Source organism: Citrobacter sp. Igbk 14, assembly GCF_028069825.1.
GTDB lineage: Bacteria > Pseudomonadota > Gammaproteobacteria > Enterobacterales > Enterobacteriaceae > Citrobacter.
On record NZ_JANEWM010000009.1, the window covers coordinates 67,150 to 80,586 of the forward strand.

Consider the following 13,437-nt stretch of genomic DNA (forward strand, 5'->3'; position numbering starts at 1 on the left):
CCCGACGTTACCTTCTCAAATAGTGAGGTAATCGGGGCGAGAAGCCCGGCTTTTGCGATGAATTTAGAAAAAATCAATGAGTTAACCGCGCAAGATATGGCGGGGGTCAATGCGACAATCCTTGAACAGCTCAATTCCGACGTCCAGTTGATCAATCAATTGGGGTACTACATCGTGAGCGGCGGCGGAAAACGCATTCGCCCAATGATCGCCGTACTCGCGGCGCGTGCCGTTGGTTATCAGGAAAATGCCCACGTCACGATCGCTGCCTTAATCGAGTTTATCCACACCGCAACCCTGCTTCATGACGATGTTGTGGATGAATCCGATATGCGCCGTGGGAAAGCCACGGCAAACGCAGCGTTTGGTAATGCTGCCAGCGTTCTGGTCGGCGATTTTATCTATACCCGCGCCTTTCAGATGATGACCAGCCTCGGCTCCCTGAAAGTGCTGGAAGTGATGTCTAAAGCGGTCAACGTCATTGCTGAAGGCGAAGTCCTGCAGTTAATGAACGTCAACGACCCGGATATCACCGAAGAAAACTATATGCGTGTTATCTACAGCAAGACGGCTCGTCTGTTTGAGGCCGCGGCCCAATGCTCAGGTATCCTTGCAGGTTGTAGCGATGAGCAAGAGAAAGGCCTGCAGGATTATGGCCGCTACCTCGGTACCGCTTTCCAGCTTATCGACGATTTACTGGATTACAGCGCAGATGGCGAACAGTTGGGTAAAAACGTGGGTGATGACCTCAACGAAGGTAAACCTACGCTACCGTTGCTGCATGCGATGCGCCACGGCACCCCTGAGCAGGCGCAAATGATTCGCCAGGCGATTGAGCAAGGTAATGGTCGCCACCTGCTGGAGCCGGTTCTGGAAGCGATGAACGCTTGCGGGTCACTGGAATGGACTCGTCAGCGCGCCGAAGAAGAGGCTGATAAAGCCATCGCGGCACTTCAGGTACTTCCAGATACTCCGTGGAAAGAAGCCCTGATTGGCCTGGCGCATATCGCCGTACAGCGCGACCGTTAATTTCCCTCATCTCACTTCCCAGCACCCCGTGCAGTACATGGGGTGCTCTTATAAATTCCAATAAGATCTACAAAATAGAAAATCCACTCGCATAATCTTGGTATATTCTGAATATATAAGCATTTTACGAGAACATTTTAGAACATTCGTTCTCGAGGCGTATAGTAACTCCACAGGCTGATTGTGAAACCTCACTGGTTAACCAAAGGAGATGTGGAACTATGGAAAGCAAATTCATTGACTGGCATCCGGCTGACATCATCGCGGGGCTACGTAAGAAAGGTACGTCAATGGCCGCTGAGTCACGTAAGAATGGCTTAAGTTCATCAACGCTGGCAAATGCGTTAACCCGACCGTGGCCGAAAGGTGAATTGATTATCGCGAAAGCACTGGGAACAGACCCGTGGGTAATTTGGCCGTCACGCTACCATGACGCCAGGACGCATGAATTCATCGACAGAACGCGGATGATGAGAGTACGGAAAGAAAAGAAGGGTCTTGAGTAGCGGTAAAACAGCAACCCCCGGATCAACGATCCTGGGGGTTACAACACGCGTTGGCGATTACTCGCCTTTAATGCGCTCAATGTTTGCGCCCAGCGCACGCAATTTATCCTCGATGCGCTCATAGCCGCGATCGATGTGATAAATACGGTCAACGACCGTTGTGCCTTCAGCGATACATCCCGCTAACACCAAACTTGCTGACGCGCGCAGATCGGTCGCCATGACCTGTGCACCGGAGAGCGTTTCAACGCCGTGACAAATCACAGTATTGCTTTCGATTTCCGCGTGAGCCCCCATACGGCTCAGTTCAGGCACGTGCATAAAGCGGTTCTCAAACACGGTTTCCGTAATGAAACCTGTCCCTTCGGCCACCAGGTTCAACAGCGTGAACTGGGCCTGCATATCAGTCGGGAAAGCCGGATGTGGCGCAGTGCGCACATTGACCGCTTTAGGACGTTTGCCGTGCATGTCGAGGCTAATCCAGTCTTCACCGACTTCGATATCCGCACCGGCATCACGCAGCTTCGCCAGAACAGCATCCAGTGTGTCTGGTTGTGCATTACGGCAGATAATTTTGCCGCGAGAAATCGCCGCCGCCACCAGGAACGTCCCGGTTTCAATACGGTCTGGCAGAACGCGATACACACCGCCACCGAGACGTTCAACGCCTTCAATGGTGATACGATCGGTACCCTGCCCTGTGATCTTCGCACCCAACGCAATCAGGAAATTAGCGGTATCCACAATTTCCGGTTCGCGAGCGGCGTTTTCGATGATGGTGGTGCCTTCTGCAAGCGTTGCCGCGCACATAATGGTTACCGTTGCACCGACACTCACTTTGTCCATGACAATGTGTGCGCCTTTCAGACGTCCCTCTACGGACGCCTTCACATAGCCTTCTTCCAGCTTGATGGTGGCACCTAACTGCTCCAGACCGGTAATATGCAGGTCAACCGGGCGCGCGCCGATAGTACAGCCGCCCGGCAGAGAAACCTGACCCTGACCAAAACGAGCGACCAGTGGCCCCAATGCCCAGATAGACGCACGCATGGTTTTCACCAGATCGTACGGCGCACAGAAGACGTTAACGTCACGCGCATCAATGTGCACAGACCCATTACGCTCTACTTTCGCCCCCAACTGGCTCAGCAGCTTCATGGAGGTATCTACGTCCTTCAGTTTTGGGACGTTTTGAATTTCTACAGGTTCTTCAGCCAGCAGCGCCGCAAAAAGGATCGGCAGTGCGGCGTTTTTAGCGCCTGAAATAGTGACTTCGCCCTGGAGCTTGGTTGGCCCCTGAACACGGAATTTATCCATTATTCTGTTCTCTGTTAAGAATTCATCTTCGCTACCGGCATATCACCCGTAGCTCAAAAACCGTTAAGTTTGCGATCGCGCGCCCATTCCGCTGGGGTAAACGCTTTAATCGACACAGCATGAATGCGGTTATCCGCAATATACTCCATCAATGGGCCATAGACCGATTGCTGCTTCTTGACCCGGCTCATGCCGTCAAACATCTCACCCACGGCAATAACCTGAAAGTGACTGCCGTCACCAGAAACGTGGACTTCCTGGAGGGAGAGTGCGTTCATCAGCACGCTCTGAATTTCATTATTTTCCATGGGCTCTTCATTTGTCAGATAGTGAAAACAGCCCAACATCTTAGAGCAAAGTGGCGCTGTCATAAATAAGCAAAAAGCCTCGCTGATAAATCAGACAAGGCTTTGGTGGCAGATCCCCTTCAGGAGTTTTGCCGGATGGCGGCACAAGGCCTTATCCAGCCTGGAAAAATTAACGCGGAAGGACGTCGTCAGGCAAATTGTAAAGCTGTGCCAGGGTATAAACCTTATCGTTAACACCGGTGAGCGAAACGCGATTCCCCTGTTGCTTGCCCTGGTCAACCAGATGCAACAGCAATGCCAGACCACCGGTATCAACCCGGGAAACCTGGCTCAGATCGATGCAGGTTACCCCTTTCATCGCCTCAACGCGTGCATCCCATAACGGATTTAACACGTCCTGATCCAGCTCTCCCGCGAGCATCAGCTTGTCACCTTCACGCGTCCAGGTGAGTGACTGCGTCATTATTTCTTCTCTTCCAGAGTGATTTTCTGCTGAGAGATAGATTTCAGCTGTGCCGTCAGGCCATCAATACCTTTCGTGCGCAGCAGGTCGCTCCACTCATTCTGTTTGGTGGTGATCATACTGACGCCTTCGGCAATCATGTCATATGCCTGCCAGTTACCGGTCTGGGAGTTTTTACGCCACTGGAAATCCAGACGTACTGGCGGACGGCCGTTTGGATCGATAATCGTCACGCGGATAGGAACGATGGTCGCATCACCCAGCGGCTGTTCAGGGGCAATCTGATAGGTCTGACCGTGGTACATCGCCAGCGCCTGACCGTAAGCCTGCTTCAGATATTCGCGGAATGCGGCAAAATAGGCGTCACGCTGGGCCGGTGTCGCATCTTTGTAGTAACGGCCCAGCACCAGCGCACCGGCATACTTAACCTGCACATATGGCAGCAGTTCCTGATCAACCACCTGACGCAGATAATCCGGGTTAGAACGGATCTTCGGCTGTTCGTTTTTCAGACGATCGAAAGTTTTCTGCGCCGCCTCATTCATCAGTTTATACGGGTTAGTCTGGTCCGCTGCGGTTGCCGCGCTAAGGGGGGCAATGACCAGCATAGCCACCATCATCAATCGTTTAAACATACGTCGATTCTCCTGAGATTATTTCGTTGCGCCTGCAGGCGTAGTGGCTTCATTATTGCCTTCAGTTGCGGCTGGCGCATCGCCAGAATTCTTATTGTCATCACCTTTACTGTTACTGTTGTAGAGGAATTGACCAATCATATCTTCCAGCACCATCGCGGATTTCGTGTCCTGAATCGTACTGCCATCTTTGAGGATAGACGTTCCCAGCTCAGGATCTTCAAAACCCACGTTTAATGCCAGATACTGCTCACCCAGCAGACCAGAGGTGCGGATGCTCAGCGAGCTGGTGTCCGGGATATGGTTAAAGCGCGATTCGATGTCCAACGTTACGCGTGGCAGGTATGTTTTGGGATCTAACGAGATATCCGAAACTCGCCCCACAACAACCCCACCAATCCGCACTGGAGAGCGCTCTCTCAGGCCGCCGATATTATCAAAGGTCGCATAAACCGTGTAGGTTGGTTCAGTACGCATGGAGGTCACATTAGCCGCTTTCAGGCAGACAAATAGCGCCGCCAGCAGCGCAACCAGCAGGAATACCCCGACCCAAATTTCATTTTTTTTCGTTTGCATGAACTCAATTCCCAAACATCAGTGCGGTCAGCACAAAATCCAGCCCCAGAACGGCAAGAGATGCGTGCACAACGGTGCGTGTCGTAGCCCGGCTAATTCCGGCGGAGGTCGGAATCGCATCATAACCATTGAACAATGCAATCCATGTGACCGTAATGGCAAACACCACGCTCTTAATCAAACAGTTGACCAGATCCAGACGCCAGTCGACGGCATTTTGCATAGCCGACCAGAAAAAGCCTGCATCAATCCCCTTCCAGCTAACGCCGACCAGCGAGCCACCCCAAATCCCAACCGCGACAAAAATAATCGTCAGCAGCGGCAATGAAATGACACCCGCCCAAAAGCGCGGAGAAACTACTCGACGCAAAGGATCAACCGCCATCATTTCCAGGCTGGAAAGCTGCTCGGTTGCCCGCATCAGGCCGATTTCCGCGGTTAACGCCGATCCGGCTCGCCCGGCGAACAGCAGCGCCGCAACAACCGGCCCCAGTTCTCGCAGCAAGGACAGCGCCACCAGCATACCGAGACTGGTTTCTGCGCTGTAGGTTGTCAGGACCAGGTATCCCTGCAATCCCAGCACCATCCCGATGAACACGCCAGAAACGATAATGATCAGCATCGACAAGACACCGACATTATAGAGCTGGCGGATCAGCAGCGGCGCATGTTTGCGAAACTCCGGCTTGCCGACTACCGCATTGAACAACATTAATCCGGCTCGCCCGAACGTCCTGAGGGTTTTTATCCCTCGATGTCCGAGTGATGCCAGCGCATTTAACAACATGGGTGGCTTAACTCCCTGTTTTAAGTAAATCGGTATGGTAATCGCCCGCCGGGTAGCGGAACGGAACCGGCCCATCGGCAATACCATCGAGGAACTGACGCACGCGCGGATCGGCATTTTCTTGTAGTGCCTGAGCACTACCGTAGGCCACTATCTTTTTGTCCGCCATAATATAGGCGTAATCCGCAATACTCAGTACCTCTGGCACATCGTGAGAGACCACCACGCAGGTGACGCCCAGCGCGTTGTTCAGCTCTGAAATCAGCTTCACCAGCACGCCCATGGTGATAGGATCCTGCCCGACGAACGGTTCATCAAACATGATGAGATCTGGCTCCAGCGCAATGGCGCGTGCTAATGCCGCACGTCGCGCCATCCCACCGGATAATTCAGAAGGCATGAGTTTTGCCGCACCACGCAGGCCGACAGCTTCCAGTTTCATCATCACCGTGCTCTTGAGCAACGCCTTGGGCAGCGTCGTATGCTCACGCAGTGGATAAGCGACGTTGTCAAACACGTTCATGTCGGTAAACAGCGCCCCGGACTGAAACAGCATACTCATGCGCTTACGCACGGTGTACAAACGTGAACGAGACATGGCTGGGACATTTTCGCCGTCAAACAGGATTTCGCCCTTATCTGGCGGGATCTGCCCGCCAATCAGACGTAACAGCGTCGTTTTGCCGATGCCTGATGGCCCCATGATCGCCGTCACCTTACCGCGCGGCACCGTCAGGGAAATATTATCAAAGATGCAGCGGTCACCTCGGGAAAAGCTGACATCGCGCATATCGACTAGATTCGCCACAGACTGACCCATTGATTCATCCTTTACTATTGCCTCGTTGATCGAAGAGTTGGCGCTCAATTTAGCCCTGAACTCGACATATTTACAGATTATTGCCTGTCCTGGTTAGCGAAAGCTGGCATTTGTTTTACTTTTTAGCCGCATAAAGTCAAAATTAAGAATTCGTTACGGCTTCCAGAAGATCCTTCACGTGGACCGGCGAGTATACCTGAAGAAAGGACTTTAGATGCTTTTAGCGACGGCACTGTTAATAATTGGTTTACTTCTGGTGGTCTACGGTGCCGACCGTCTGGTATTTGCTGCATCCATTTTATGCCGCACCTTCGGTATCCCCCCCATCATTATTGGAATGACGGTCGTCAGCATCGGCACATCCCTACCTGAGATTATTGTCTCTGTTGCAGCATCAATGAATGGGCAGCTCGATTTAGCCGTCGGTACCGCCATCGGCTCCAACATCACCAATATTCTTCTTATTTTAGGCCTGTCAGCACTCATTCATCCTTTTACCGTGCATTCCGATGTTCTGCGTCGTGAATTACCGTTAATGTTGCTGGTAAGCATTTTGGCCGCGTCCGTACTGTATGACGGGCAGTTAAGCCGCAGTGATGGCCTCTTTCTTCTGCTTCTGGCCGTGCTATGGCTGCTATTCATTGTTAAAATCGCCCGTCTGGCAGAACGCCAGGGCAATGACAGCCTGACCCGGGAGCAAGTAGCGGAACTGCCTCGCGAAGGCGGATTGCCTGTCGCATTTTTATGGTTGGGGATAGCGCTGATCATTATGCCAATGGCAACGCGTATGGTGGTTGATAACGCCACTGTACTGGCAAATTACTTTGCCATGAGCGAACTCACCATCGGGCTGACGGTGGTCGCCATTGGTACCAGCCTGCCAGAACTGGCAACCGCCATTGCAGGTTTGCGTAAAGGTGAAAACGATATTGCCGTTGGTAACATCATCGGCGCGAACATTTTTAATATAGTTATCGTTCTTGGGTTACCTGCACTGATTACACCGGGCGAGGTCAACCCGATGGCCTTCATCCGTGACTATAGCGTCATGCTGCTGGTGAGCGTTATTTTTGCATTACTCTGCTGGCGACGTCCGCGCCAGATTGGTCGTGGCGCGGGTGCGCTTCTGACCAGCGGTTTTATCATATGGCTGGCGATGCTGTATTGGTTATCGCCACTTCTCGTTGGATAACTGGAAACGCATTATGTCGCACTTAGAGTTGCAACCGGGTTTTGACTTTCAGCAAGCAGGCAAGGAAGTCCTGACAATTGAACGTGAAGGCCTGGCGGAGCTTGATCAGTACATCAACCAGAACTTTACCCTCGCCTGTGAAAAGATTTTCAGTTGCCCGGGTAAAGTCGTGGTGATGGGAATGGGAAAATCAGGGCATATCGGGCGCAAGATGGCCGCCACGTTTGCCAGTACCGGCACGCCCTCATTTTTTGTGCATCCTGGCGAAGCCGCACACGGCGATCTGGGTATGGTGTCACCGCAGGACGTCGTGATTGCCATTTCTAACTCAGGTGAATCTAATGAGATTGCAGCGTTAATTCCGGTGTTAAAACGCCTGCACGTCCCCCTTATTTGCATGACGGGTCGTCCGGAAAGCAGTATGGCGCGTGCAGCAGATGTCCATCTGTGTGTTAAAGTGCCCAAAGAAGCCTGCCCATTAGGTCTGGCACCGACCAGCAGTACGACCGCAACGCTGGTCATGGGCGATGCGCTTGCCGTTGCGTTACTCAAAGCACGCGGCTTCACCGCAGAAGATTTTGCGTTATCTCATCCTGGTGGCGCACTGGGGCGTAAGCTTTTGTTGCGCGTAAACGATATTATGCATACGGGAGACGAAATCCCGCATGTGACTAAAAGCGCCAGTCTGCGTGATGCCTTACTGGAGATCACGCGGAAAAATCTCGGCATGACCGTCATTTGCGATGACGCGATGAAGATTGACGGCATCTTTACGGATGGCGATTTACGTCGTGTCTTCGATATGGGCGTTGATGTACGCCAGTTAGGCATTGCCGATGTGATGACCCCTGGGGGCATTCGCGTGCGTCCAGGGATTCTTGCCGTTGATGCCCTGAACTTAATGCAGTCCCGCCATATCACCTCGGTAATGGTTGCTGATGGCGACCAGTTACTGGGTGTGTTACATATGCATGATCTGCTGCGTGCAGGTGTAGTGTAAGAAACTCAAGGATAAAGAAAATGAGTAAAGCAGGTGCGTCGCTTGCGACCTGTTATGGACCCGTCAGCACTGACGTCATCACCAGGGCAGAAAACATCCGTCTGCTGATCCTTGATGTGGATGGCGTGCTGTCTGATGGTCTGATTTATATGGGCAACAACGGTGAAGAGCTGAAGGCGTTTAACGTCCGCGATGGCTACGGAATTCGCTGCGCGCTCACTTCCGGTATTGAGGTTGCCATTATTACCGGACGAAAGGCTAAACTTGTAGAAGATCGCTGTGCCACATTAGGGATCACACATCTGTATCAGGGGCAGTCGGACAAACTGGTTGCCTTTGGCGATCTGCTTAGCAAACTGGCAATCGCGCCTGAGAATGTGGCGTATGTCGGCGATGACCTGATCGACTGGCCGGTGATGGCAAAAGTGGGATTAAGCGTCGCGGTAGCGGATGCTCATCCGTTGCTGATCCCGCGGGCCGATTACGTCACCCGTATCGACGGGGGGCGCGGCGCAGTGCGCGAAGTCTGCGACTTATTACTCCTGGCGCAGGGCAAACTGGATGAGGCCAAAGGGCAATCGATATGAGCAAAACCAGACGTTGGGTTATCATTCTACTGTCGCTGGCTGTCCTTGTGATGATTGGTATTAACCTGGCAGACAAAGACGACACCGCCCAGGTTGTCGTTAATAACAACGAGCCAACCTATAAGAGCGAGCATACCGACACCGTCGTGTACAGCCCTGAGGGCGCGCTGAGCTATCATTTGATCGCGCAACACGTTGAATATTATTCAGATCAAGCAGTTTCGTGGTTCACCCAACCGGTGTTAACCACGTTTGATAAGGACAAAGTACCGACCTGGTCGATCAAGGCCGATAAGGCCAAGTTGACCAACGATCGGATGCTGTACCTGTATGGCCATGTTGAGGTTAACGCGCTGGTGCCTGACTCTCAACTACGCAGAATTACTACCGATAACGCGCAGATCAACCTTGTGACACAAGATGTCACTTCCGATGATCTGGTCACGTTGTATGGAACAACATTTAACTCCAGCGGACTGAAGATGCGCGGCAACTTACGCAGCAAGAACGCCGAGCTGATTGAAAAGGTTAGAACCTCATATGAAATCCAAAACAAACAAACTCAGCCTTAATCTTGTGCTTGCCAGCTCACTTCTGGCCGCCAGCATTCCGGCATTTGCCGTCACTGGCGATACCGAGCAGCCGATTCACATTGAATCGGACCAGCAGTCTCTGGATATGCAGGGCAACGTGGTGACGTTTACCGGCAATGTCATCGTGACTCAGGGCACGATCAAAATTAATGCCGATAAGGTCGTCGTCACGCGTCCGGGCGGTGAAGACGGTAAAGAAGTGATTGATGGATATGGCAATCCGGCGACCTTTTACCAGATGCAGGACAATGGTAAACCGGTTAAAGGCCACGCCTCACAGATGCACTATGAGCTGGCAAAAGATTTCGTCGTCCTTACCGGTAAGGCTTATCTGGAACAGCTCGATAGCAACATCACGGGCGATAAGATCACCTATCTGGTAAAAGAACAGAAAATGCAGGCCTTCAGTGAGAAAGGCAAACGCGTCACCACCGTTCTGGTTCCGTCGCAATTGCAGGACAAAAACAAGACCAAGGCTCCGGCAGAGAAAAAAGGTAACTGATTCGTTATGGCAACATTAACTGCAAAGAATCTTGCAAAAGCCTACAAAGGCCGTCGTGTGGTGGAAGATGTCAGCCTGACCGTCAACTCCGGGGAGATCGTCGGTCTGCTCGGTCCTAACGGTGCGGGCAAAACCACAACCTTTTACATGGTAGTCGGCATTGTGCCGCGCGATGCTGGCAACATTATCATTGATGACGAAGATATCAGTCTGTTACCTCTGCATGCGCGTGCCCGTCGCGGTATCGGGTACTTACCGCAGGAAGCCTCTATTTTTCGTCGCCTGAGTGTATTTGATAACCTGATGGCGGTTCTGCAAATTCGTGACGATCTTTCCAGCGAGCAGCGTGAAGATCGCGCCAATGAGCTGATGGAAGAATTCCATATCGAACATCTGCGTGACAGCCTTGGACAGGCACTCTCCGGTGGGGAACGCCGCCGTGTGGAGATCGCCCGCGCACTGGCAGCTAATCCCAAATTTATCCTGTTGGATGAGCCCTTTGCCGGTGTTGACCCGATTTCCGTCATTGACATCAAACGTATTATTGAACACCTGCGCGACAGCGGGCTTGGCGTGCTGATTACCGACCATAACGTGCGCGAAACGCTGGCTGTTTGTGAGCGCGCCTACATTGTGAGCCAGGGACACCTGATCGCACACGGTACGCCGACAGAAATCCTGCAGGACGAGCACGTTAAACGCGTATACCTTGGGGAAGACTTCAGACTCTGATAGGGTAGTAGACTTCACGTCACCGCAGGAGACAACAACTCTGAACATGAAGCAAGGTTTGCAACTCAGGCTTAGCCAACAACTGGCGATGACGCCTCAGCTACAACAGGCTATCCGTCTGTTGCAGTTGTCCACGCTGGAACTTCAGCAAGAACTTCAGCAAGCGCTGGAAAGTAACCCACTGCTCGAGCAAACCGATCTTCACGACGAAATTGATACCCAGGAAAAGCAGGATAGCGAATCCCTCGATACGGCTGACGCACTCGAACAAAAAGAGATGCCGGAAGAGCTGCCGCTGGATGCAAGTTGGGATGAGATTTACACCGCAGGGACGCCGTCTGGCACCAGCGGGGATTACATCGACGACGAACTGCCTGTGTATCAGGGTGAAACCACGCAATCGCTGCAAGATTACCTGATGTGGCAGGTGGAACTGACGCCATTCTCAGATACCGATCGTGCTATTGCCACGTCAATTGTGGATGCAGTCGACGAAACGGGCTATCTCACCGTCACGCTGGACGACATACTCGACAGCATGGGCGATGACGACGTCGGTATCGATGAAGTCGAAGCCGTGCTTAAACGCGTTCAGCGTTTTGATCCCGTGGGTGTGGCAGCAAAAGATCTCCGCGATTGCTTACTGATCCAGCTTTCGCAGTTTGACAAAGCCACTCCATGGTTGGAAGAAGCACGTCTGATCATCAGCGATCACCTTGATCTGCTCGCCAACCACGACTTCCGCACCCTGATGCGCGTAACCCGACTGAAAGAAGATGTGCTGAAAGAAGCCGTCAATCTTATCCAGTCGCTTGACCCAAGACCTGGACAATCTATCCAGACCGGTGAACCAGAGTACGTCATCCCGGATGTGCTGGTGCGTAAGCATAACGATCGCTGGGTAGTCGAACTCAACAGTGACAGCATTCCGCGTTTACAGATCAACCAACACTACGCCGCCCTGTGCAATAACGCGCGCAATGATGCTGACAGTCAGTTCATTCGTAGCAACCTTCAGGATGCAAAATGGCTGATTAAAAGTCTGGAAAGCCGCAATGACACGCTATTGCGCGTTAGCCGCTGTATCGTTGAGCAACAGCAAGCCTTCTTTGAACAAGGCGAAGAGTATATGAAACCGATGGTGCTGGCCGATATCGCCCAGGCCGTCGAGATGCATGAATCGACCATTTCCCGAGTGACCACGCAAAAGTATCTGCACAGTCCGCGCGGCATTTTTGAATTGAAGTATTTCTTCTCCAGTCACGTTAACACTGAAGGCGGAGGCGAAGCCTCTTCTACAGCTATCCGCGCACTGGTGAAGAAATTAATTGCGGCCGAGAACCCAGCGAAACCGCTGAGTGACAGCAAGTTAACCTCTATGCTGTCAGAACAAGGTATCATGGTGGCGCGCCGCACCGTTGCGAAGTACCGAGAGTCTTTATCCATTCCGCCGTCTAACCAGCGCAAACAGCTGGTTTGACCCAACCGATAAGGAAGACACTATGCAGCTCAACATCACTGGAAATAACGTCGAAATCACTGAGGCCCTGCGCGACTTTGTCACCGCAAAGTTCGCCAAGCTTGAACAATATTTCGACCGGATTAATCAGGTCTATATTGTGTTGAAAGTGGAGAAGGTCACACACATCTCGGATGCAACACTGCATGTGAACGGTGGCGAAATTCATGCCAGCGCGGAAGGTCAGGATATGTACGCCGCCATTGACGGTTTAATTGATAAACTGGCTCGGCAGTTAACAAAACATAAAGATAAACTGAAACAGCACTAACTTGTCCGGGCAGTTAGCGGGTGCAGGACGGCCTGTTGTGCAGCACAACGGGCCATTTGTACAGTTAGCGCTTAGGTGAAATTATGACAAATAACGATACGACTCTACAACTGAGCAATGTTCTTAACCAGGAATGTACGCGCGCGGCCGTTCACTGCCAAAGCAAGAAACGCGCACTGGAAATCATCAGTGAACTGGCGGCAAAACAACTTAGCTTGCCTCCTCAGGTGGTATTTGAAGCCATTCTGACGCGTGAAAAAATGGGCAGTACCGGTATTGGCAATGGTATTGCCATTCCGCATGGAAAGCTGGAAGAAGACACCCTGCGTGCGGTTGGTGTATTTGTTCAACTTGAAACGCCAATCGCGTTCGATGCCATTGATAATCAGCCAGTCGATCTGCTTTTCGCCCTGCTGGTCCCGGCGGACCAAACCAAGACGCATTTGCATACGTTGTCACTGGTCGCAAAACGTCTGGCAGATAAAACCATCTGTCGTCGCCTGCGCGCCGCGCAGAGTGACCAGGAGTTGTATCAAATCATCACTGACACCGAAGGTGGACAGGATGAAGCATAACAACCCAATGGCATCCTTTTCTGTC

Annotated in this window: 18 protein-coding genes; 11 read left to right on the forward strand and 7 right to left on the reverse strand. The window is 52.1% G+C overall.

Translation table 11 applies throughout. The features are described 5' to 3' along the window. Positions 1-57 precede the first annotated feature (57 nt). Positions 58-1,029 carry an octaprenyl diphosphate synthase gene (ispB, locus tag NNN64_RS05545; RefSeq protein ID WP_048213414.1) on the forward strand — a complete coding sequence of 324 codons (972 nt, stop codon included), beginning with the start codon at positions 58-60 and terminating at the stop codon, positions 1,027-1,029. A 221-nt stretch (positions 1,030-1,250) separates the two neighbouring features. Continuing rightward, positions 1,251-1,535 (forward strand): DNA-binding transcriptional regulator SfsB, encoded by a 285-nt coding sequence (sfsB, locus tag NNN64_RS05550; protein ID WP_271440745.1) that lies wholly within the window; start codon positions 1,251-1,253, stop codon positions 1,533-1,535. Positions 1,536-1,592: 57 nt separating this feature from the next. Here the strand turns inward: sfsB and murA are convergent, their stop codons facing one another. The 7 genes from murA to mlaF all read right to left on the reverse strand — a co-directional run bounded on the left by murA (position 1,593) and on the right by mlaF (position 6,441). Further along, positions 1,593-2,852, reverse strand: coding sequence for a UDP-N-acetylglucosamine 1-carboxyvinyltransferase (gene murA, locus NNN64_RS05555; RefSeq protein WP_040234132.1), 1,260 nt, complete (start codon positions 2,850-2,852; stop codon positions 1,593-1,595). Between the two features lie 53 nt (positions 2,853-2,905). Continuing rightward, positions 2,906-3,160 (reverse strand): BolA family iron metabolism protein IbaG, encoded by a 255-nt coding sequence (ibaG, locus tag NNN64_RS05560; RefSeq protein ID WP_005121314.1) that lies wholly within the window; start codon positions 3,158-3,160, stop codon positions 2,906-2,908. 169 nt (positions 3,161-3,329) lie between these two features. Beyond that, the gene (gene mlaB / locus NNN64_RS05565; RefSeq protein WP_137382434.1) at positions 3,330-3,623 is read right to left on the reverse strand and encodes a lipid asymmetry maintenance protein MlaB; all 294 of its coding nucleotides are present in this window, start codon (positions 3,621-3,623) and stop codon (positions 3,330-3,332) included. Then, positions 3,623-4,258 (reverse strand): phospholipid-binding protein MlaC, encoded by a 636-nt coding sequence (gene mlaC / locus NNN64_RS05570; RefSeq protein ID WP_043017796.1) that lies wholly within the window; start codon positions 4,256-4,258, stop codon positions 3,623-3,625. The genes mlaB and mlaC overlap by 1 nt, the downstream gene beginning before the upstream one ends. Before the next feature lie 18 nt (positions 4,259-4,276). Next, positions 4,277-4,834, reverse strand: a complete 558-nt coding sequence (gene mlaD / locus NNN64_RS05575) for an outer membrane lipid asymmetry maintenance protein MlaD (protein WP_048213507.1) — start codon at positions 4,832-4,834, stop codon at positions 4,277-4,279. 4 nt (positions 4,835-4,838) lie between these two features. After that, complete coding sequence (gene mlaE / locus NNN64_RS05580; RefSeq protein ID WP_048213419.1) at positions 4,839-5,621, reverse strand: lipid asymmetry maintenance ABC transporter permease subunit MlaE; 783 nt, start codon at positions 5,619-5,621, stop codon at positions 4,839-4,841. Between the two features lie 7 nt (positions 5,622-5,628). Then, positions 5,629-6,441 carry a phospholipid ABC transporter ATP-binding protein MlaF gene (gene mlaF, locus NNN64_RS05585; RefSeq protein WP_048213420.1) on the reverse strand — a complete coding sequence of 271 codons (813 nt, stop codon included), beginning with the start codon at positions 6,439-6,441 and terminating at the stop codon, positions 5,629-5,631. Positions 6,442-6,655: 214 nt separating this feature from the next. Here mlaF and NNN64_RS05590 point away from each other — a divergent pair, with 214 nt between their 5' ends. The 9 genes from NNN64_RS05590 to ptsN all read left to right on the forward strand — a co-directional run bounded on the left by NNN64_RS05590 (position 6,656) and on the right by ptsN (position 13,412). Continuing rightward, entirely contained in the window at positions 6,656-7,633 is a 978-nt protein-coding gene (locus NNN64_RS05590) for a calcium/sodium antiporter (RefSeq protein ID WP_271440746.1), read from the forward strand. Positions 7,634-7,646: 13 nt separating this feature from the next. After that, entirely contained in the window at positions 7,647-8,633 is a 987-nt protein-coding gene (gene kdsD / locus NNN64_RS05595; protein WP_048213422.1) for an arabinose-5-phosphate isomerase KdsD, read from the forward strand. Between the two features lie 20 nt (positions 8,634-8,653). Further along, a complete protein-coding gene (gene kdsC / locus NNN64_RS05600; protein WP_005121322.1) occupies positions 8,654-9,220 on the forward strand; it encodes a 3-deoxy-manno-octulosonate-8-phosphatase KdsC in 567 nt (188 codons plus the stop codon). After that, a complete protein-coding gene (gene lptC, locus NNN64_RS05605) occupies positions 9,217-9,792 on the forward strand; it encodes an LPS export ABC transporter periplasmic protein LptC (RefSeq protein ID WP_048213423.1) in 576 nt (191 codons plus the stop codon). The genes kdsC and lptC overlap by 4 nt, the downstream gene beginning before the upstream one ends. Continuing rightward, positions 9,761-10,315 (forward strand): lipopolysaccharide ABC transporter substrate-binding protein LptA, encoded by a 555-nt coding sequence (lptA, locus tag NNN64_RS05610; RefSeq protein ID WP_040234136.1) that lies wholly within the window; start codon positions 9,761-9,763, stop codon positions 10,313-10,315. Before lptC ends, lptA begins: the two co-directional genes overlap by 32 nt. Before the next feature lie 6 nt (positions 10,316-10,321). Then, positions 10,322-11,047 carry an LPS export ABC transporter ATP-binding protein gene (gene lptB / locus NNN64_RS05615; protein ID WP_048213425.1) on the forward strand — a complete coding sequence of 242 codons (726 nt, stop codon included), beginning with the start codon at positions 10,322-10,324 and terminating at the stop codon, positions 11,045-11,047. Positions 11,048-11,093: 46 nt separating this feature from the next. After that, positions 11,094-12,527: an RNA polymerase factor sigma-54 gene (gene rpoN, locus NNN64_RS05620; RefSeq protein WP_271440747.1), complete on the forward strand. Its 1,434-nt coding sequence runs from the start codon at positions 11,094-11,096 to the stop codon at positions 12,525-12,527. Between the two features lie 22 nt (positions 12,528-12,549). Continuing rightward, positions 12,550-12,837, forward strand: a complete 288-nt coding sequence (gene hpf, locus NNN64_RS05625; protein WP_271440748.1) for a ribosome hibernation promoting factor — start codon at positions 12,550-12,552, stop codon at positions 12,835-12,837. An 83-nt stretch (positions 12,838-12,920) separates the two neighbouring features. Next, on the forward strand, positions 12,921-13,412 hold the full coding sequence (ptsN, locus tag NNN64_RS05630; protein ID WP_048213427.1) for a PTS IIA-like nitrogen regulatory protein PtsN: 492 nt from the start codon (positions 12,921-12,923) through the stop codon (positions 13,410-13,412). Positions 13,413-13,437: the final 25 nt, after the last annotated feature.